Raw genomic sequence first — 20,375 nt, 5'->3', positions numbered from 1 at the left:
CGTTATGAACAGGGCGCTACAGAGTGGCGCCCGACATTGGGCATCCGCGCGCCGAAATACGCTGCACTCAAGATCCCTACCACACCCATCACCGCGCAGAAGATCACGCAGATCCATGGACTCCACGGCATCAGACCGATCAACAGCAGCGGTGTGATACTTGCCCATGCGGCGTAAGCAATGTTGTAGGTGAAGGAAATGCCTGACACGCGAATGCGCGCCGGGAACAACCCGACCATCACCGACGGCACCGCGCCGACAACACCGCAAGAAAGCCCTGCCACCGCATACGCCAGTCCGATCCAGTCGCCGCCAGCAATCAGACAGGTGTAGAGCACGCCGATGCCCAGCGGCAGCAGCAGGCTATAGAGCATCACCGTGCGCCAGGCGCCGATCCGGTCGACCAGCAAACCGGCGAGCACACAGCCGATGTTGAGGAACACAATGCCCAAGGCACTGAGGCCAAAGGTATGGCTGGCGGTCATGCCGAAGGTTTTCTGCATCATCGTCGGGGTGATGACCACAAACACCACCACCGCCGAGGTCAGCACGCAGGTCAGCAACATGGCCGGCAGCATCGCCAGACGATGCTCGCGCAACACCGTGCGCAGCGGCAGTTCGACCCGCGCCTCGCGTTGCGCTTCCATCGCCATGAACACCGGGGTTTCGCTCAGCCAGCGTCGCAGGTAGACACCGATCACACCAAACACACCGCCGAGCAGGAACGGATAACGCCAGGCGTAATCGAGAATCTCGGCGGGGCTGAATACTTGGGCGAGGAAGGTCGCGGTCAATGCGCCGATCAGATAACCAAATGTCAGCCCGGCCTGCAAAAAGCCCAGTGCGTACCCGCGATGACCGGTCGGCGCGTGTTCGGCGACAAACACCCAGGCGCTCGGCACTTCACCGCCAACCGCCGCGCCTTGCAGGATGCGCAACGCCAGCAGCAACAGCGGGGCGAAATATCCGATCTGTGCATAAGTCGGCATGATCCCGATCAGCAGGCACGGCAGCGCCATCATCAGGATGCTCAGGCTGAAGACCTTTTTGCGGCCCATGCGATCGGCGAAATGCGCCATCAGAATCCCGCCCAGCGGCCGCGCCAGGTAACCGGTGACAAAGATCCCGAAGCTTTGTAGCAAGCGCAGCCACTCGGGCATTTCCGGCGGGAAAAACAGTTGGCTGAGGGTCAGGGCGAAGAACACGAAAATGATGAAATCGTAGATCTCCAGCGCCCCGCCGAGGGCCGCCAGGCCTAGGGTTTTGTAGTCGGAACGGCTGAATGGCGCCGGTCTGGCAGTCGATTGGGCAGTCATGGCAAAGAACTCTGGCACAGGCAAAAACCAAGGCGCACATGGTCTACGCAAATCTGCCTGGGGACAACCCGTTAGACCATAGTCCCGGTTTTGCAAAACCTGCTCACAAAACAGCAGCGGTTGATTTACTGTTGGCGCTTGTCCAGAGGGTTAGTCATCTGCCGACAAGCCAGATAGCCCCCTGTAGGAGTGAGCCTGCTCGCGATAGCGTTGTGTCAGCCAACGCAATGTTTGAATGTAATGACGCTATCGCGAGCAGGCTCACTCCTACAAGAGCAACCTGCTTGCCGGCATGGGCGGTTCGCCCTCAGGACCACAATAAACATAAAAATCAGAGGTACTCCCGTGGCCGTTGATATCGAAGATAGCCGCTCCGCCCGCTTTGCTCTCAAGTGCTCAAGTTTTGCCGAACGCTGGTTTCCCGACTCTTGGGTATTCGCCGCGCTGGCAGTGATTATTGTCACGCTGGCCACATTGGCCATGGGCGCCAAACCGACCGATGCCGCGATGGCGTTTGGTGACGGGTTCTGGAGCCTGATCCCGTTCACCATGCAAATGGCCTTCGTGGTGATCGGCGGTTATGTGGTCGCCAGCTCACCGCCCGCAGTCAAACTTATTGATCGTCTGGCACGCATTCCAAAAAACGGCCGCTCGGCCGTGGCCTGGGTCGCACTGATCTCGATGGTCGCCTCGTTGCTGAACTGGGGCCTGTCGCTGGTGTTCGGCGGTTTGCTGGTGCGTGCCCTCGCCCGCCGTACCGATCTGAAAATGGATTATCGTGCCGCCGGTGCCGCCGCCTATCTGGGCCTCGGCGCAGTGTGGGCTCTGGGCTTGTCGTCCTCTGCTGCGCAGTTGCAGGCGAATCCCGCCAGCCTGCCGCCGTCGATTCTGTCGATCACCGGGGTGATTCCGTTCACCGAGACGATTTTCCTCTGGCAGTCCGGCGTGATGCTGCTGGCACTGATCGTGATCTCGATCATCATCGCCTACGCCACCGCTCCCGGGCCGAACTCGGCGCGTGACGCCAAGGCCTGCGGCATCGACCCGGCCTTCAACCTGCCGCCACTGCAACCGCGCACCCGCCCCGGCGAATGGCTGGAACACAGTCCGCTGCTGATTATCGTATTGGTGCTGCTGGCGGCCGGGTGGTTGTTTCACGAATTCTCGACCAAACCGGCGATCACCGCAATTTCCGGGCTGAACACCTATAACTTCCTGTTCATCATGCTCGGTGCGCTGCTGCACTGGCGCCCGCGCAGCTTTCTCGATGCCGTGGCGCGGGCGGTGCCGACCACCACTGGCGTGCTGATCCAGTTCCCGTTGTACGGTTCGATTGCCGCGTTGATGACCACGGTCAAAGGCGCCGACGCGCAGACGCTGGCCCATCACATCTCGACGTTCTTCGTCAGCATCGCTTCACACGACACCTATGCGCTGCTGATGGGTGTGTACTCGGCGATTCTCGGTTTCTTCATTCCGTCCGGTGGCGGCAAGTGGATCATCGAGGCGCCGTATGTGATGCAGGTCGCCAACGACCTCAACTACCACCTCGGCTGGGCGGTGCAGATCTACAACGCCGCCGAAGCGCTGCCGAACCTGATCAATCCGTTCTACATGTTGCCGCTGCTGGGCGTGCTTGGTTTGAAAGCGCGGGATCTGATCGGCTTCTCGTTCGTGCAGTTGCTGGTGCACACGCCGCTGGTGTTGTTTCTGCTTTGGGTGTTGGGGACAACATTGGCGTATACGCCTCCAGTGATGCCGTAGGAAATGTCCAAAGGCTTCCGAATCAGAATATCGGGAGCCTTGGATGGGTTGTCACCCAACCGTCATATTCCCTTGTTAGCGTCCGGCCGAAACAAACTGAAACAATTAAGCCAATACGGGCACTGACATGAACGACGAAACAGACGGTACTGACGCATCTTTACCTGAATCCGACACCCCTACCGACACCAGTCGCCGACGTTTTCTCGGTGGCGTCGCGGTACTAGGTGCCGGCGCGACGCTGGCGGCCTGCGGCAATCCGGGCGATCCATCCGGCAATCCGGCTGAGCGCCCGCTATCTCCGGCCGAGCTGGAGAAGGCCCTGCGTGATCAGGTGAAAACCGTAGTGGTGATCTACGCCGAAAACCGCAGCTTCAATAATCTGTTCGGCGACTTCCCCGGTGTCGAAAAGCCCTTGTCGGCGCTCAAGCCCACCGATTATCAACAGCGCGACCGCGACGGCAGTCTGCTGCAAACCCTGCCTCAGGTCTGGGGCGGCACACTGCAGATCGGTCCCCAAACCCTTGATGGCGTGACTTACCCTAGTGCCACCCAGTTTCAGGAGAACCTGCCCAACGCTCCATTCGCCCTGAAGGGGCCAAACGGTGAAGACCTGCCCTTCGGCCTGGTTACTCGCGACTTGTGGCACGTGTTCTACCAGAACCAGATGCAGATCAACGGCGGCAAGAACGATGGTTTCGTCGCCTGGGCTGACTCCGGTGGCTTGACCATGGGCCACTACGCCCAGAGCCGATATTCCCTGCGTCTTTGGGATGTGGCCCAAGAGTTCGTACTTTGCGACAACTTTTTCCAGGGTGCCTTCGGCGGCTCGTTTCTCAACCATCAATATCTGATCAGCGCCGCCGCTCCGTTTTATCCGGACGTGAGCAACTCTGTCGCCAAAAGCCAGATCGCCGCCCTGCAAAGTGATGATCCGGCAGACCCGCGCCTCAAACCACTGGAACAATCGCCAGCCAGCGCCATGACCGGACCACCGCAATTCGGTCCGAGCGCACTGACGCCGGATGGTTACGGGGTCAACACCCTCGCCCCGCCTTACTGGCCGACCTGGATTCGCGACCCTGAGCGCCCGGAGTATTCCAAACCCGATCTGCCAAACGTGATGGTGCCGCAGACTCACGAGCACATCGGCGACAAGCTTTCGAAGAAGAATATCGATTGGGCCTGGTACGCCGGAGCCTGGCAGGCGACGCTGGATCAGTTCAAGGACTCCGGCGGAATTCCAAAAATCCCCAATTTTCAGTATCACCACCAGCCGTTCAACTACTTCAAACAGCTAGGCCCGGAACATCTCGAAGAGCGCAACAAGCGCCTGCGTGATGCCGGCCTCGGCGATGAGTCGGGCACCAACAAGTTCTTCGCCGATGCCGAGACCGGAAAGCTGCCGGCAGTGAGTTTCTACAAGCCACAGGGCAACCTGAACATGCACGCCGGTTATGCCGACGTGGCATCCGGGGATCGGCACATCGTCCGCGCTCTGAAAGTGCTGCGCGAAAGCCCGCAGTGGAAAAACATGGTGGTCATTGTGACCGTTGATGAGAACGGCGGCTGGTGGGATCACGTCGCGCCGCCCAAGGGAGATCGTTGGGGGCCGGGGTCGCGCGTGCCGGCGCTGGTGGTGTCACCGTTTGCCCGCAAAGGCACAGTGGATCACACGGTGTATGACACCGCTTCGATCCTGCGGCTGATTACCCGAGTATTTCGACTGGAGACCCTCGATGGCATCAAGCAGCGTGATGACGCGATGACCGCCCGTGGCCAGATGCCGATGGGTGACTTGACCAACGCCCTGCATTTTCCTGCCTGAAGACAAGTCCTGCGGCATTGCTGAAAAAACTGTGTTTGACGGCTTCTCTGCGCCACACGGCTGATCCACTATGAGGCGCCCCCGACCAACGGGACCCCACGCTGAAAAGGATCTGAGCATGTTCAAATTCACAGGACTTACCCCGATAGCACTTACCCTCGCCGCGCTCACACTGAGCGCGGCCGCCCACGCCGATGTCGATCTGAAACTGGGCAGCACCGAACGCGTCACCCGGCTCTTCGCTTACCCCAACAATTGCAGCGTGATCTGCTTCCGCAACTGGACGCTGGAGCAGACCGTCGCGCACTACTTGAGCCAAAGCGTGCAGCGCGATGGCTACACCAATGCCAAAGTGTTGGTGAAAAACGATAACGGCCAGATTTACGCCGAAATCAGCGGCGTTCCGAAAGACTACGACAAACCGCTGACAGCGCTGCTGGATGCCGGCGACCTGGCCTATACCGGCGCCAGCAAGCTCAATGCCGATGGCAAATGGGCGTACAGCTGGTATCTGTTCCTGCCGCTGGGCATGGCCCTGGAAAACCGCAAAAGCGTCGAGTTATTGCACTTCCCGCCGGATTACTCGCTGACCCAGGCCCAGGATTACCTGCGCTCCAATACCACCGACCGCTGGGCAACGCTGCTGACCGACAACGGCATCCCCGCCGATCAAACGCCGGCCTATCAGACCATCATCGATATCGCGCCGATTGCCGCGCCATCCAATGCCGGCAGCGACCTGGAAGGCGTCTACGACTACTTCAAGGATTACCAGACCACGCTGGTCAAACAGTTCAGTCAGACCAGCAGCGGCACGACTTTGCCGATGGTGGCGTTCGGCGCGCCAGTACGTAACTGGATCAAACAGCAATACGGCCCGACCGTGGGCGTGCTGGGCCTCGCAACCATCACGCCGAGCGCTGGCGTGAATGTGCCGGTGCTGGGCTCCAACCACCCGAGCTACATCTGGTACGCCGCCGATCCGAAGAGTTACACCGGCGACGATGCACAGGCCAAGGCTGATGCCGCCGGTTTGAAAGTAATGGGCCAGGATTTGAGTGCCGCCTGCTGGCAGGCCGGGATGGGCAGCAAACCGGGTACCGACCCGAAAACCCTGCTCAATAGCTGCACCCAGACCTGGCAAGTGACGCAGAAGGTCAAGACCTGCGAGCTGTTCTACACCTCGATTCGCAGTCTGACCCCGGAGCAAGCCGCAGCCAAATGCGCCACTACGCCGATCAAGGCGCAGTTGAAACAACTGCAAGCGCCATTGCCCGACACTGATGTACCTGCGCCGCATCTGTAATTCGTGACATGTCTTTCCTGCGTCAGTCTTTGCTGACGCAGGAAAGCGTCTATATCGCCTGTCAGATATGACAGTAGATCTGGTATTTCTTATGGGGGAGCATTGGATCCAAACACATGTGTTGCAGGACTGACAGGACGTCAGCCTTTGGAAGTCGCAACGCCCGATCGACAGGGATCGTTATGAACCAGCACGCCTTTCAACCTCATCCCGCACGAGACGCGCCCGGGATTTACCCCTTCGCCGGCCTACCCGTGCGCCTGGGTTTTCCATCGAGCATCGATTTCGAGATTGTTCAGCAAAGCCCCAACGCGGCGGCGGGTGTGGTGGCCCGTCGAGCGTTTTTGCGTGTCACGCGGATGTGCCGCATCTCCGGGCAATTATTGCCGTATCGCTGTCGCCATACCCGGCAATTGCTGGCCGGCATTCATATCTACGACCCGCGTTTTTGCGGACTGCTCGAGCACTCCTGCGACCCGAACGTGTTTCTCGACATGAGCGAGCTGTGGTTATGGGCACTGAGGGATATTCACAAAGGTGAACGGCTGACCATGGATCTGGCCGCCACCGAAGACAAACTGTCGCAGCAATTTGCCTGTGGCTGCGGGTCTTCGCGCTGTCGTGGATGGATCACCGGTTACGATGAACCACCCAGCACCGAAGGCCAGCGCTTTCTGCACCGCTGGCGCGGCGGGCGCTGAACTACCCTGGAAGCAGTGTTACACCGCACCGACCGGGCGCAGACGGTACTGCGGCGGCAGTTGCTCGAATCCGCTGATGGTCGCGTTCAGACTTTTCCAGCGACCGTCCTTGATGCCATAGATGCAACCGTGGATCGACAGGCTCTGCCCGCGATGCCAGGCGTTCTGCACGATGCTGGTATGGCCGACGTTGGCCACTTGCTGGATCACGTTCAGCTCACACAGGCGATCGACGCGCTCTTCTTCGGTCGGCAGTTTCGCCAGTTCATCACGCTTGTCGTAATACAGATCGCGGATCGAACGCAGCCAGCCATCGATCAGACCGAGCTGGCGGTCCTGCATCGATGCGCGTACACCGCCGCAGCCATAGTGACCGGTAACCAGAATGTGTTTGACCTTGAGTACGTCGACCGCGTACTGGATCACCGACAGGCAATTAAGGTCGGTGTGCAGCACCACGTTGGCAACGTTGCGGTGAACGAACAGATCGCCCGGCAGCATGCCGACGATCTCGTTGGCCGGTACTCGTGCGTCGGAGCAGCCAATCCACAAATACTCAGGCGTCTGCTGGCGCGCCAGTTTGGCGAAGAAGTCCGGATCTTCCTTGGTGATCGCGTCAGCCCAGCGCTCGTTGTTATCAATCAGGTCTTGTAAGTCGTGCATGGTGTAAGGCCTCAAGAAAGATGCGCTGGTATGACAGACGACCGCCCGTCGGGGTCACGAATAAACGGCAGATGTTTTCGTTGGAATTTCTCGTGCACCCAGTGAGTCCACTTCAGTAAGGCCCACAGTATGAGGAATTGCCATGACTGATTCACGACGTCCGTACGATGCGGTGCAACCGGAGCCCATCGATGATAACGAAGACCGCATGGGTTCGGTGCATGAGCTGGATTTCGACGACGAAACGCCTGACGCGAAAATCGGCGATGAATTGCCGCAGCGTGAACGCGAGCATTTGATGCCCCGTGAGCGAGTACGTGAAGCGGGCATGACCGGCGCCTCTGTTGCTGACCATGAGCCAACCGACGACGACATGAGCCCGGAAACCCTGATTCATGAAGACGGTGCGCGGGATGCCGATGAACTCGGCGAAGGCAAACCGGATGATTGGGATTTGAGCATTGTCGATGAAGATGACATCGGCGGGGGCAATGGCCTGGATGAAGCGGAGATGGCGCGGCGTGATCCGCTGGACGGTAAACGCTGATCTTTATTGCCTATCAGATCGCTATCGCCAGCAGGCTGGCTCCCACAGGGAACGCATTCCAATGTGGGAGCCAGCCTGCTGGCGATGCTTTTGAAATGTGATCAGTCAACCAGAGTGCAGGCCATGACCACCGCATCTTCACGCCCACCCACCGCCGGGTAGTAATCGCGGCGCCGGCCAATCTCGTTGAAACCATAGCGCTCATACAAGCGGAACGCTGCCGTATTGCTGTCACGTACTTCGAGGAAACACTCCCGCGCTTGCGCCGCATAAGCTCGGGACATCAGGTGCTCCAGCAACGCCAGCCCCAGCCCACGCCCCTGATTCTCCGGTTTGACCGTGATGTTCAGCAGATGCGCCTCATCGAGAATGATCTGCACCACCCCGTGACCAACCTGCTGCTCACCGTCGAACATCAACCAGATTTGGTATTTACCCAGCCCGTCGAGAAAAATCCCGCGAGTCCACGGATGGCTATACGCGGCGAATTCAATCTTCAGCACAGCGTCAAGATCCGCCTCGGTCATCGGGCGGAACGATACAGCGTCACTCATTCGATTCTTTCCAGCGCGCCATCAGCCGACGCATGGCTTGCCACACAGCGGCTTTGCGCTGTGGCTCTTCCATTAACAATTCCAGACCGGGGACGGCCCAGGCCGAGCCCAGACCTTCGATCTGCAACTCACGATTGAATGCCTCGGCGTCCGCCTCACCGGCAAAACGCACGGCCGGCAGGCCGATCAGCCACAGGCAGGCGCACGGTGCGGTTTCCATTTGTACCGAGAGGAAACCCTGCACAAAGTCGCGGGCCGCTTCGGGGCCTTGATCCATGGTGCCGCGGTTCAGCCACGGCCAGCGTACTGGCTCGCCGACAATCTGCGGCGCGTCCGGCAGACCGGCGGCGCGCAGCATGTCCTTGAGCAATAGATAAGCCGGGTCGCGAGTCTGGAAGGATTCACCTGTGGGTAACTCCACCAGCAGCAGGCAGCGACCGGCGCGCAGCAATTGCAATGCGAAACGCGGCGGAGGCACAGGCGCAGGTTTGGCGACGACTGGCGTGTTGTCGACCTCCTCCACCGGTTTGGCGCCAGTACGGGAGCTTGCCAGCGATGGCCGTGGCACTTCGATCTTCGGCCGCTCGACCGGGCGCGGGGCAGCCTGCACCGGGGCTTCGGCCCGTGGCGCGAGCACGACCGGCACCGGTTCCTCGGGCTCGAGCATTTCCAGCAGCTCGGGCCGCGACGGGGCGGCGAAGGGCAATTCGGTGCGCGGCAGCCAGTTGACCACCTGCATGGCGTTCAAATAGGCGCGGCGGCGGGACTCGATAAGCAAAGGTCGGCCACTTGTGGATAACTAAAGTGCGCTGATTCTACCGCCCTTCGCTCAAGATCGCTTGCTGTTGATCGATAGCCTTGATCGATGCCCTTGACCTTCGCTCTTTATCGAAAGAATGCGACAGCCCGTCCCGAGAGTGAATCGCATCGGCTTCGATGCAGTACAATCGCGGCTTTTAATCGCCAACCAGCCGGCCATTCCGATGATCGAACCCAAGCGCGTCTTGCGCGCCCTCGCTGAACACTGGGCACTTCTGGAGCCACTGTGCGAGCACTTCGACCAAGGCACCCTGAGCCTCAACGAACTGCGCACGCAACTGGCCGCCCAACAACTCGACAGCACGCCGCAGGACATCACCAGCCTGCTCGATGTGTGGATTCGCCTCGATATTCTGGTTCCCGTGGCGAAAAGCCCGAACCGGTTCGAGCTGAATGCGCAGATCCACGACTTCCTCGCCTACCTGCGTCGCGAGCACCGTCTGGGCCTGTGCCTGGAGATCGAAGCCTATCTGCGTCACCTCGAGCGTCTGGCCGGTTATATCCAGGACGCTTTCGACATCCGCGACGGTCACGACCTCGCCCGCCAGTTGCGCTTGCTCGACATGCGCGTGCGCGACGTGCTGAAAAAACTCGATAACGACGAACAGGCACTGGTGGCTGTCGCTGAACGGGCGAAAACCAGCGACCGGCAGATTCCGCTGCGCCAGCGTTACGCCGAAGTGTTGGCGACCTGGGACGAATACGTCGAGCCGATGATTGATCTGGTGAACGCCGACGGCGCCTTCGAACAAGGCGTGCGCAAGGTCGAAACCGTATTGTTGAAAATGCTCAGCGAACAGCAGCGCCTTGGCCATCTGGTCGATGACGACATGTTGCTGCGCACCCACGCGCGCATCCTCGAAATGCAGACCAGCGCGCAACTGACCCTGCGGCATGCCCGCGAACTGCTGCTGCCGCTGCGTGAAGAAGCGCGTCGACACAACGCTGTGACCCGTGGCGCCGCGCTGGCGCTGTCGGCGATTCGCCGTAAAGGTATCGATGCGGTGCCACAAGCGGCGATGCCGCTATTCACCCGTCCGCAAAGCACCTTCCTTGGCAGCGCCAGTCAGGTCGAGGCCTACGTTTACGCCCTCGCCCGTTTCGAGCCGAAACCGGCGCGTTTCCCCAAGGCGCACAAGACGCAAAAGGCTGGCGAGGCCCCGCGTGCGCCACGCACCGTGCGCGAAATGCTCGAGCGTTGCGAAGACGCCCTGCCGATGCCCGACTTGATGACCTGGCTGCTGGAGCAGGAACCGGACGGCGCCACCGACGAATTGCTCTACTGGTTCTCGCGCCTGTCGCGGGAAAAACGCTTCAAGCGCGAGCGTCTGGAACGCCGCGAATACCACACTCACGAGCACCAGGTCAGCCTGCGCTCCTTCGCCCTGCTCTCGGCTGGTGACGACACCACCAGCGAGAATTCTGCGAGCATTCCCAATGCATCTTGATCTCTCCGAACTGTCCCAACTCGCGCCGATCTTCCGCGAGTTGTTCAAGGGTTACCACGTCAGCCGCCGCGACCCGGAGCTGTACGCGCAACTGTCGAATTTCCAGGATCAGTACCGCACGCTGTTCAAGGCACTGGGCTTTGAACTGGTCTGCGACACCCGTGGTTTCTACTACTTCGTACCGGATCTGGCCGCTGCGGCGGTGAACAAGACGGCGCAGCGTCTGGCGCTGTTCACCTTCATCCTCGTCGAGCATCTGGCCGATCAGGGCCGCGATCCGATCGCCGTGCTCGACGGCGGTAGCCTCGGTCGTGAAGAGTTGCCATCGCTGCTGGAAAAGTACCGCGACTTGTTTATTCAGGCCGAAGTGCAGACCGTTGAAGAGCTCGAAGAAAAAATCATGCGCCGCATGACCCAGCTCGGTTTCGCTGGCGAAGAGAATGGCGTGTATCGCTTCCTGCCACCGATGCACCGTTTCCTCGACGTCTGCCTGTCGGTGCAACAAGACCGCGATCTGGCAGCCAGCGTACACAGTGTTCTGCCGCTGCCGGCTCCAGTGCTGATCGACGAAGCCGCCGAAGCCAAATTCCTCGAAACCGACGATCCGCTCGATTTGACCGAGTTTGACGAGGAAAGCGAAGAAGACGCACTGGCCCGCGCCATTGCCGAAGAACAGGAGTCCGACGCATGAGCCAGGAACGCTACGGCATCCGCCGCTTTGCCCTTTTGAACACCGCCGGTTACAGCCTCGGCCTGTTCCCGCTGGAAGAACCGCTATCGGTTTACGGCGCGAACAACCTCGGTAAATCCGCCTCGATCAACGCCTTGCAATTCCCGATTCTGGCGCGCATGTCGGACATGAGTTTCGGCAAGTACAGCCTCGAACAATCGCGGCGCTTCTACTTTGCTTCCGACACCAGTTACATCCTCGTCGAAGTGAACCTGCCCCACGGCCCGCATGTGATCGGCGTGGTCGGTCGCGGCCCGGGCGGCGGTTTCGGTCACCAGTTCTTTGCCTACGCCGGCAAACTCGATCTGGCGCATTACCAGAAGAACGACACCTGCCTGCGTCAGAAAGAACTGTTCAGCAATCTTGAGCGCGAGGGCCTGAAAGCCTACGAACTGAAGCCGGACGAACTGCGCCGTTTGCTGGTTGGCGGTCACACGTCGATCCCGCTGGACCTGACGCTGATCCCGCTGCGCTCCACCAGCGAGCAGAGCCTGAAGACTTTCCGCGCACTGTTCATCAACTTGCTGCACATGCGCGAAATCACTGCCGCCAAGCTCAAGCAACTGTTCCTCGATGCCTTCGAACACAGCCTGCGTTCCGGCAGCGTCGATTACATCGCAGCGTGCGAAGAAGCGTTCCGCGACGTACGCCGCATGGAACAGGACTACAACTCGCTGGTAGCCGCCGGGCCATTGGTTGAAGCCTTGGCCAACGGCGTGCGACAGCGCGACGCGTTGCGCGGCAAATTGCATCGTCTGTCGCCACTGCTCGACTCGTTGCTCGGCACTTGGTCGGACTACGCCGGTGCGCGCAAGGAAGAGCTGACCGTTCAGGCCGACCACTACCGTGGCGAGCAGGACAGCCTGCAAAACGATCAGCGCGGTGGCACCCAGGAACTGATGCGTCTGGAGCGGGAAATCTCCGGCATTCAGCGCTGGCTCGGTGAGCTGTCGGTACTGAAGAATCGCTTCGCGCTGGTCGATGACGTCAAAGTGCTGGAGCAGCAATTGCTGGCCGCCAAGGACGCGCACGACGAACTGGCCGGTGCCTTGGCGCAATCTCGTCAGTTCAGCGCCGAAGATCTCGAAGAACGTCTGCGCGATCTGGAAAAACGCCTGAAGTCGGTCAAGCTGCAACTCGATCACGCCGACAACAACAGCTACGCCCGACTGCGCGAAGAGTTCTCGCAACCGGACGTCGAGCGCCTGATGCGTCTGTTCAACAGCGCCCTGTTCAGCCTGCCGCTGGGCGAACACGGCATCACCCTCGACGAGGGTGGCGAATGGGTCAAATCGGTTGAGCTGATCCTCGACGGCTTCAAGGGCGAACGTTTCGAAGTGCCGGGCCTGTCCATCGACATCTCGCACATCGAGCCGCCGGCGCTGCAAGCTCTGGCCGACCGCGCCGCGTTGCGCGATCAGAAAGAGCGTCTGGACAAAGAGCTGAAACAGCTCAAGACCCAACAGGCCGTTGCTGCCGACCGCGCCGCGAGCAAGACCCAAACCGAAGCGCTCTATCAGCAAGTGCTGGACGCGCAGAAAGCCCTGGAAGACTTCCGTCGCACCCAGACGCTGAGCGCCGAAGAAGGCGACAAACTCGAGCAACTGGCGCAGATGGAAGGCGCACAGGACGAACTCAAATGTTCCAGCGACGCCTTCACCGAACGCGTCCAGCAACTGTCGGCCAAGCTGCAGCTGGTCGGCCGGCAGATCGCCGACATGGAAGCCAAGCAACGCACCCTCGACGACGCCTTGCGCCGCCGTCAGTTGCTGCCGGCAGACCTGCCGTTCGGCACACCGTTCATGGACCCGGTCGACGACTCGATGGACAACCTGCTGCCGTTGCTCAACGACTATCAGGACAGCTGGCAAGGCCTGTTGCGTGCCGATGGCCAGATCGAAGCGCTGTATGCGCAAGTGCGCCTCAAAGGCGTGGCCAAGTTCGACAGCGAAGACGACATGGAGCGCCGTCTATCATTGCTGATCAACGCTTACGCGCACCGTACCGACGAAGCCCTGACACTGGGCAAGGCGCGTCGCGCAGCAGTGACCGACATCGCCCGTACCCTGCGCAACATCCGCAGCGACTACGACAGCCTCGAGCACCAGTTGGCGCTGTTCAACCGCGAGATCAACAAGCGTCAGGTGTCCAACCTGCAAAGCTTCCGTATCGTCCTCGCGCCGAACAAGGAAGCGCTCAAGCACATCGATCAGATTATCCACAGCGCCGGTCAGTACGAAGAAGGCGAAACCCTGTCGGTATTCGATCTGAGCCAAAGCGCCGAGCAGGACAACAAGAACGAAGAGGCCAAGGAATATCTGGCACGGCTGGTGGCGGCAAACCACAACCAGCTCGGTCTCAAGGACTTGTTCGAACTGGCGTTCGAGATCACCAAGGTCAACGGTCAGCCGGTGATTCACACCGACATCGACGGCGCCGCGTCCAACGGCACCACGATGACCATCAAAGCGCTGACCAACATGTACTTGTTGCTGCACTTGATGGATCGCGACCTCGCTGGCCGCGTGCGCTTGCCGTACTACCTCGACGAGGCAGCGGACATCGACGAGAAAAACCAGGCAGCCCTGCTGGAAACCAGTCTGCAACTGGGCTTCGTGCCGATTCTGGCGAGTGTGAAGCCGCAGGTCTGCGCCAGTGTCGCCATCGACCTGGAAGGCGGCAGCGGCCCGGCCGGCATCTACATCGACGAGGCGGACTGGAAGTACATCCGTCGTCATGATGAGGTGAAGACTACGGTTAATGTTGCAGCCGATGAGCCGGAGCTGGATGCGGTTTAATCTGTTTTAAATGCAAATAAAAAGGCCGCGATCTGTTTGGATCGCGGCCTTTTTTATGTCTTGGGATTTTGTGCTGAATGACAGGGACTCTTCGCGGGCAAGCCCGCTCCCACAAGGATTGATGTCGTACACAAATTTGTATTCAACACAAAAACTGTGGGAGCGGGCTTGCCCGCGAAGGCGTCCTCACAGACGCCACCTGTTTCCCAGACTACTTACCGAGTGAAATCTTCGGCGCCCAGGTCAGCCATTCGTCTTCAAACTTGTCGAACAGCGCAAAGGTCTGCTCCGGTCGCGCCGGGTTGCCCATGCGCTCGCCATCCGGCGTAGCGAAGGCAATGCCGCCCTGAATCACCGTCTCCAGCGACTCGGTACGCACCGTCACACCTTTGAACAAACCGATATCGAAACCGACACCGCTGGTATTCCAGAACCGGGTACCACCGCGTACCAGCGGCGCGTATTTCGGCTCAATCAGAATACGCACCAATACCCGATCCGCAGTCTGGCCCAGTTCATAACCGGTGACTTTACCCACGGTGATTTCACGGTAAGTGACTGGCGTACCCGGCTTCAGCGAACCACGACGAGCAGCGCTCAGCACCAGACTCAAACCGGCTTCCTGCTTGCTGACTTCCGGCGGATTGGCCAGGGCCACAAAGTTCTTCTGTGGGCCAAGGTTCTTCGCCGCCGGTTGTACTTCGAGGTACTGCCCGGTTACCAGCGTCTCCAGATTCGACGTCTTGATCAGGCCCAATTCCGGTTTGACCACCCAGAACTGACTGCCGACCCGGGCGATTTTCTCTGGCACTTCAGTGATACGCGCAGTGAGCAGCACCGATTGCAGGTCGTCCGTCAGATCAACGCTTTCGATCTTGCCGACATCCAGGCCCTTGAAGCGTACCGGCGTACCGCTGCGCAAACCGTCGGCACGATCAACCTTGATCGTCACCACCGCGCCCTTTTGATTGGCGTCGTCATGGCTGGCGAACAGGCGGAAGCGTGGAATGCGTTTCTGCAAAGGTGCCTTGGCTTGCGGCGTTTCGAAGGCGATGCCGCCGGCCATCAGGGTCTGCAACGACTCGCTCTTCACCTGAATGCCGCCGGTCAAACCACCGGTCAGCGTGATGCCACTGACGTTCCAGAAGCGGGTTGAAGCATTGACCAGGTTTTCGTATTCCTTCTCGATGTGCACACCGATGACCAATTGTTTTTTGGTCTTGGAGAACTGGTAGCTCTGCACCGAACCGACCTTGACCTGCTTGTACAGAATCGGGCTGCCGACATCGATCGAGCCGAGGCTATCGGTGAACAGCACCAGGTGCAGACCCGGCGAACGCAGATCAAGCGGCGGAGCTTTTGGCCGCGCCTCGAACTCGCGTTTCGGAGCTGCGCCTTTATCACCCGGACGTACAGCGATGTAGTTACCTTTCACCAAGGCCTCGAGCCCGGTGATACCGGCCAGGGAAATCGACGGTTTGACCACCCAGAACTGCGTGCCGTCCACCAGGTAATCTTCGGCCAACGGATCAAGGGTCAATTCTGCGGTAGCACTGGACAGATCCGGGTCGATCTTCAGCGCTTTCATGTTGCCGACCTGAATGCCTTTGTACATCACCGGCGTACGGCCGGCCTGCAGGCCTTCGAAGTCGCTGAGTTTGACCTTCACCCGAATCCCGGCCGCAGCAGCATCAAAATCCTCATACAGACGGAATGGCAGGCTTGGATCGGTAGGCGGGCTGTCCTTACGATTCTCCGGCGTGGCGAAAGCGATACCACCGGCAACGATGCTGGCGAGGGACTCGCTACGCACTTTCACACCGGACAGATTGGCGTCGATGCTGATGCCGCTGGCGTTCCAGAAACGTGTGTGTTTGCGCACCAGTTTGGCGTAGGTCGGTTCGATGAAAACCTTGAGCTCGACGGTGCTCTGGTCTTCCGAGAGCAGGTAGCTTTTGACTTGGCCGACTTTGATCTGCTTATAGAAAACCGGGCTGCCACGGTTGAGCGAACCGAGGCGATCGGCCTTGATCGTCAGGTGCAGACCGGGTTTGGAGTCCGACAGCGGCGGCTCTTCGGCGAGCGCCTTAAACTTGCGCGTCGGCTCGCCTTCGCCGGGACTGATCGCCACGTAGTTACCCGAAACCAGAGTCTCAAGACCGGTGATACCGGCCAGCGTCACGCTCGGTTTGACCAGCCAGAAGCGAGTACTGGTCTTGAGGTATTGCTCGACGTCCTTGTTCATCTCGACCGTGGCGATCACTCCTTTGGAGTTGCCTTCGTCGTCGAGTTTCAGCGCCTTCACCTTACCGACCGACATGCCTTTGTACATGACCTCGGTCTTGTTGGCCTGAATGCCTTCACCGCTTTCAAAGCGCACCTGAATCTCGATGCCGGTTTCGTTATAGGCACGCCAGCCGAGCCAGCCGCCAATGATCAGAGCGATCAGCGGCAGTACCCAGATGGCAGACCAGTTTGAGGCCGGTCGGGTTTTCGCTACAGGCAAATCAGTCATGGTCGTCGTCCGACTCCGTGTTATCCCAAATCAGTCGGGGATCAAAAGTTACTGCGGCGAGCATCGTCAGAATCACCACACTGGCGAAGGCGACGGCGCCAAGATTGGCTTCGACACTGGCTAAGCGACCGAAGTTGACGACCGCCACCAGAATGGCGATCACAAATATATCGAGCATCGACCAACGGCCAATGAACTCGATGAAGCGGTACATCCAGATTCGCTGCCGGGCCGACAATGGCTGACGCCTTTGCACCGAAAACAGCAGTAAGGCGATGCCGACCAACTTGAAGGTCGGCACCAGAATACTGGCGATGAACACCACGGCTGCGATTGGAATCATGCCGTGCTGGACCAACTGAATCACGCCGGACATGATGGTACTGGGATCACCCTGCCCCAACGAGCTGACGGTCATGATGGGCAACACATTGGCGGGAATGTAGATAATCGCCGCCGTGATCAACAGCGCCCAGGTTCGGGCCAGACTGTTCGGGCGCCGGGCATGCACCAGTGCGCCGCATCGAGTGCAGGTCTGCTCATCGGTGTCCGCGTCTTGCTTGTTCAATTCGTGGCATTCGGTACAAATCAGAATGCCCGCATCAATCGCCCGCATGAGCATCCTCTCCAGATAACGCCTGCCAGATCTGATGCGGTGACATCACCACTTCCAGCCAGACCTGAATCAACAACAAGCCGATGAAACACACCAGGCCGAGGCCGACGGTGATCGCTGCCATATCTGCCAGTTTGACGATCGCCACCAGTACGCCCATGAGGTAGACCTCGAGCATTCCCCAGTCCTTGAGGTGATGGTAAATGCGATAGAGCAGCAGGCCGTAACTGCGGCCGATGTCAAAACGGATCGTCAGCAACACGAACAATTGGCACAGCAGTTTGAGCAGGGGAATCGCCATGCTGCAGAGGAATACAACGATCGAAACACCCTGCATGTCGGTATTGAATAGCCCGACAACGCCGGTCCAGACCGTGTCCTGCGACGATTGCCCGAGTACATTGAGCTGCATGATGGGTAAAAAGTTCGCTGGCACGTAGAGCAACAGCGCGGCGATGACTAGGGCGAGACTACGCTGCACGACGTTGTGTCGATGGGCGTACAGCTCGTAACCGCAACGCGGGCACAGGGCTTTCTCGCCGTGGGCAAGCTCGGGCTTGCGCATCAGCAGGTCGCACTCGTGGCAGGCCACCAAGTCTTCCAGCGGTAAATCTGACAGCCCGGGGGCGTCAACCGTATCTGACATAAAGGCTCTGGCTCCGAAAAAGATGGGGCTATTCTAGTGTTCTGATTCGAAAATAACTGTGCAAATTTGTTCGGTTTAACGAGTAAAAACTTTCTCGCAGGCAAAACAAAACCCCAACTGCTTTCGCAATTGGGGTTTCGGAATTTAATCTTGACGATGACCTACTCTCACATGGGGAAACCCCACACTACCATCGGCGATGCATCGTTTCACTACTGAGTTCGGGATGGGATCAGGTGGTTCCAACGCTCTATGGTCGTCAAGAAATTCGGGTACTGACTCGGGACCAGATGGCCTCGCTTCAGCAAATTGGGTATGTGATAGCTTTCGGTGTTTTGCAAGATCGAACTTTCGGTTCATTTCGTCTTCACACACCGCAATCTGGCCTTTCGACGCAAATTGCTTGGGTGTTATATGGTCAAGCCTCACGGGCAATTAGTATTGGTTAGCTCAACGCCTCACAGCGCTTACACACCCAACCTATCAACGTCGTAGTCTTCGACGGCCCTTCAGGGAACTCAAGGTTCCAGTGAGATCTCATCTTGAGGCAAGTTTCCCGCTTAGATGCTTTCAGCGGTTATCTTTCCCGAACATAGCTACCCGGCAATGCCACTGGCGTGACAACCGGAACACCAGAGGTTCGTCCACTCCGGTCCTCTCGTACTAGGAGCAGCCCCTCTCAAATCTCAAACGTCCACGGCAGATAGGGACCGAACTGTCTCACGACGTTCTAAACCCAGCTCGCGTACCACTTTAAATGGCGAACAGCCATACCCTTGGGACCGGCTTCAGCCCCAGGATGTGATGAGCCGACATCGAGGTGCCAAACACCGCCGTCGATATGAACTCTTGGGCGGTATCAGCCTGTTATCCCCGGAGTACCTTTTATCCGTTGAGCGATGGCCCTTCCATACAGAACCACCGGATCACTAAGACCTACTTTCGTACCTGCTCGACGTGTCTGTCTCGCAGTCAAGCGCGCTTTTGCCTTTATACTCTACGACCGATTTCCGACCGGTCTGAGCGCACCTTCGTACTCCTCCGTTACTCTTTAGGAGGAGACCGCCCCAGTCAAACTACCCACCATACACTGTCCTCGATCCGGATAACGGACCTGAGTTAGAACCTCAAAGTTGCCAGGGTGGTATTTCAAGGTTGGCTCCACGCAGACTGGCGTCCACGCTTCAAAGCCTCCCACCTATCCTACACAAGCAAATTCAAAGTCCAGTGCAAAGCTATAGTAAAGGTTCACGGGGTCTTTCCGTCTAGCCGCGGATACACTGCATCTTCACAGCGATTTCAATTTCACTGAGTCTCGGGTGGAGACAGCGCCGCCATCGTTACGCCATTCGTGCAGGTCGGAACTTACCCGACAAGGAATTTCGCTACCTTAGGACCGTTATAGTTACGGCCGCCGTTTACCGGGGCTTCGATCAAGAGCTTCGCGTTAGCTAACCCCATCAATTAACCTTCCGGCACCGGGCAGGCGTCACACCCTATACGTCCACTTTCGTGTTTGCAGAGTGCTGTGTTTTTAATAAACAGTCGCAGCGGCCTGGTATCTTCGACCGGCATGAGCTTACGGAGCAAGTCCTTCACCCTCACCGGCGCACCTTCTCCCGAAGTTACGGTGCCATTTTGCCTAGTTCCTTCACCCGAGTTCTCTCAAGCGCCTTGGTATTCTCTACCCAACCACCTGTGTCGGTTTGGGGTACGGTTCCTGGTTACCTGAAGCTTAGAAGCTTTTCTTGGAAGCATGGCATCAACCACTTCGTCATCTAAAAGATGACTCGTCATCAGCTCTCGGCCTTAGAATCCCGGATTTACCTAAGATTCCAGCCTACCACCTTAAACTTGGACAACCAACGCCAAGCTGGCCTAGCCTTCTCCGTCCCTCCATCGCAATAACCAGAAGTACAGGAATATTAACCTGTTTTCCATCGACTACGCTTTTCAGCCTCGCCTTAGGGACCGACTAACCCTGCGTCGATTAACGTTGCGCAGGAAACCTTGGTCTTTCGGCGTGGGTGTTTTTCACACCCATTGTCGTTACTCATGTCAGCATTCGCACTTCTGATACCTCCAGCAAGCTTCTCAACTCACCTTCACAGGCTTACAGAACGC

At 58.8% G+C, this 20,375-nt stretch carries 15 protein-coding genes and 2 rRNA genes (1 of these 17 only partly in view); 8 read left to right on the top strand and 9 right to left on the bottom strand.

Translation table 11 applies throughout. The features are described 5' to 3' along the window. Positions 1 to 2 precede the first annotated feature (2 nt). The gene (locus ACTWLJ_RS11785; protein WP_445180931.1) at positions 3 to 1,316 is read right to left on the bottom strand and encodes an MFS transporter; all 1,314 of its coding nucleotides are present in this window, start codon (positions 1,314 to 1,316) and stop codon (positions 3 to 5) included. Positions 1,317 to 1,661: 345 nt separating this feature from the next. Here ACTWLJ_RS11785 and ACTWLJ_RS11780 point away from each other — a divergent pair, with 345 nt between their 5' ends. The 4 genes from ACTWLJ_RS11780 to ACTWLJ_RS11765 all read left to right on the top strand — a co-directional run bounded on the left by ACTWLJ_RS11780 (position 1,662) and on the right by ACTWLJ_RS11765 (position 6,915). Continuing rightward, the gene (locus ACTWLJ_RS11780) at positions 1,662 to 3,080 is read left to right on the top strand and encodes a short-chain fatty acid transporter (protein ID WP_445180930.1); all 1,419 of its coding nucleotides are present in this window, start codon (positions 1,662 to 1,664) and stop codon (positions 3,078 to 3,080) included. A 127-nt stretch (positions 3,081 to 3,207) separates the two neighbouring features. After that, a complete protein-coding gene (acpA, locus tag ACTWLJ_RS11775) occupies positions 3,208 to 4,908 on the top strand; it encodes an acid phosphatase (RefSeq protein ID WP_445180929.1) in 1,701 nt (566 codons plus the stop codon). A 118-nt stretch (positions 4,909 to 5,026) separates the two neighbouring features. Then, the gene (locus tag ACTWLJ_RS11770; protein WP_445180928.1) at positions 5,027 to 6,214 is read left to right on the top strand and encodes a hypothetical protein; all 1,188 of its coding nucleotides are present in this window, start codon (positions 5,027 to 5,029) and stop codon (positions 6,212 to 6,214) included. A 182-nt stretch (positions 6,215 to 6,396) separates the two neighbouring features. Beyond that, entirely contained in the window at positions 6,397 to 6,915 is a 519-nt protein-coding gene (locus ACTWLJ_RS11765) for an SET domain-containing protein-lysine N-methyltransferase (protein ID WP_445180927.1), read from the top strand. A gap of 18 nt (positions 6,916 to 6,933) precedes the next feature. On the opposite strand, the gene can is transcribed toward ACTWLJ_RS11765, so the two are convergent. Then, a complete protein-coding gene (gene can, locus ACTWLJ_RS11760; RefSeq protein WP_401218803.1) occupies positions 6,934 to 7,578 on the bottom strand; it encodes a carbonate dehydratase in 645 nt (214 codons plus the stop codon). A 142-nt stretch (positions 7,579 to 7,720) separates the two neighbouring features. Between can and ACTWLJ_RS11755 the strand changes: the two genes are divergently transcribed. Further along, on the top strand, positions 7,721 to 8,125 hold the full coding sequence (locus ACTWLJ_RS11755) for a serine kinase/phosphatase (RefSeq protein ID WP_445180926.1): 405 nt from the start codon (positions 7,721 to 7,723) through the stop codon (positions 8,123 to 8,125). A gap of 101 nt (positions 8,126 to 8,226) precedes the next feature. Here the strand turns inward: ACTWLJ_RS11755 and rimI are convergent, their stop codons facing one another. Both rimI and ACTWLJ_RS11745 read right to left on the bottom strand, forming a co-directional pair. Beyond that, the gene (gene rimI, locus ACTWLJ_RS11750; RefSeq protein ID WP_445180925.1) at positions 8,227 to 8,679 is read right to left on the bottom strand and encodes a ribosomal protein S18-alanine N-acetyltransferase; all 453 of its coding nucleotides are present in this window, start codon (positions 8,677 to 8,679) and stop codon (positions 8,227 to 8,229) included. Continuing rightward, on the bottom strand, positions 8,672 to 9,418 hold the full coding sequence (locus ACTWLJ_RS11745) for an energy transducer TonB (protein ID WP_445181347.1): 747 nt from the start codon (positions 9,416 to 9,418) through the stop codon (positions 8,672 to 8,674). The genes rimI and ACTWLJ_RS11745 overlap by 8 nt, the downstream gene beginning before the upstream one ends. Positions 9,419 to 9,662: 244 nt before the next feature. Between ACTWLJ_RS11745 and mksB the strand changes: the two genes are divergently transcribed. From mksB to mksF, 3 genes are read left to right on the top strand one after another with little or no spacing between them, the layout of a single operon-like run. Continuing rightward, a complete protein-coding gene (gene mksB / locus ACTWLJ_RS11740; protein WP_401218796.1) occupies positions 9,663 to 10,946 on the top strand; it encodes an Mks condensin complex protein MksB in 1,284 nt (427 codons plus the stop codon). Beyond that, entirely contained in the window at positions 10,936 to 11,637 is a 702-nt protein-coding gene (mksE, locus tag ACTWLJ_RS11735; protein WP_401218793.1) for an Mks condensin complex protein MksE, read from the top strand. The genes mksB and mksE overlap by 11 nt, the downstream gene beginning before the upstream one ends. Continuing rightward, positions 11,634 to 14,474: an Mks condensin complex protein MksF gene (mksF, locus tag ACTWLJ_RS11730; protein WP_445180924.1), complete on the top strand. Its 2,841-nt coding sequence runs from the start codon at positions 11,634 to 11,636 to the stop codon at positions 14,472 to 14,474. The genes mksE and mksF overlap by 4 nt, the downstream gene beginning before the upstream one ends. 211 nt (positions 14,475 to 14,685) lie before the next feature. Here mksF and ACTWLJ_RS11725 read toward each other — a convergent pair whose 3' ends face one another. The 5 genes from ACTWLJ_RS11725 to ACTWLJ_RS11705 form a co-directional block, all read right to left on the bottom strand. Continuing rightward, positions 14,686 to 16,989, bottom strand: coding sequence for an MlaD family protein (locus ACTWLJ_RS11725; RefSeq protein ID WP_445180923.1), 2,304 nt, complete (start codon positions 16,987 to 16,989; stop codon positions 14,686 to 14,688). Continuing rightward, positions 16,982 to 17,605, bottom strand: a complete 624-nt coding sequence (locus ACTWLJ_RS11720) for a paraquat-inducible protein A (protein WP_445180922.1) — start codon at positions 17,603 to 17,605, stop codon at positions 16,982 to 16,984. The genes ACTWLJ_RS11725 and ACTWLJ_RS11720 overlap by 8 nt, the downstream gene beginning before the upstream one ends. Beyond that, entirely contained in the window at positions 17,592 to 18,251 is a 660-nt protein-coding gene (locus ACTWLJ_RS11715) for a paraquat-inducible protein A (protein ID WP_401218782.1), read from the bottom strand. The genes ACTWLJ_RS11720 and ACTWLJ_RS11715 overlap by 14 nt, the downstream gene beginning before the upstream one ends. Positions 18,252 to 18,399: 148 nt before the next feature. Next, a 5S ribosomal RNA gene (rrf, locus tag ACTWLJ_RS11710) occupies positions 18,400 to 18,515 on the bottom strand. Between the two features lie 150 nt (positions 18,516 to 18,665). Further along, a 23S ribosomal RNA gene (locus tag ACTWLJ_RS11705) occupies positions 18,666 to 20,375 on the bottom strand; it runs 1,184 nt beyond the window's last position.

The sequence above is a fragment of the Pseudomonas sp. McL0111 genome (assembly GCF_052567255.1).
This window is presented reverse-complemented; position numbering and strand designations above follow the sequence as displayed.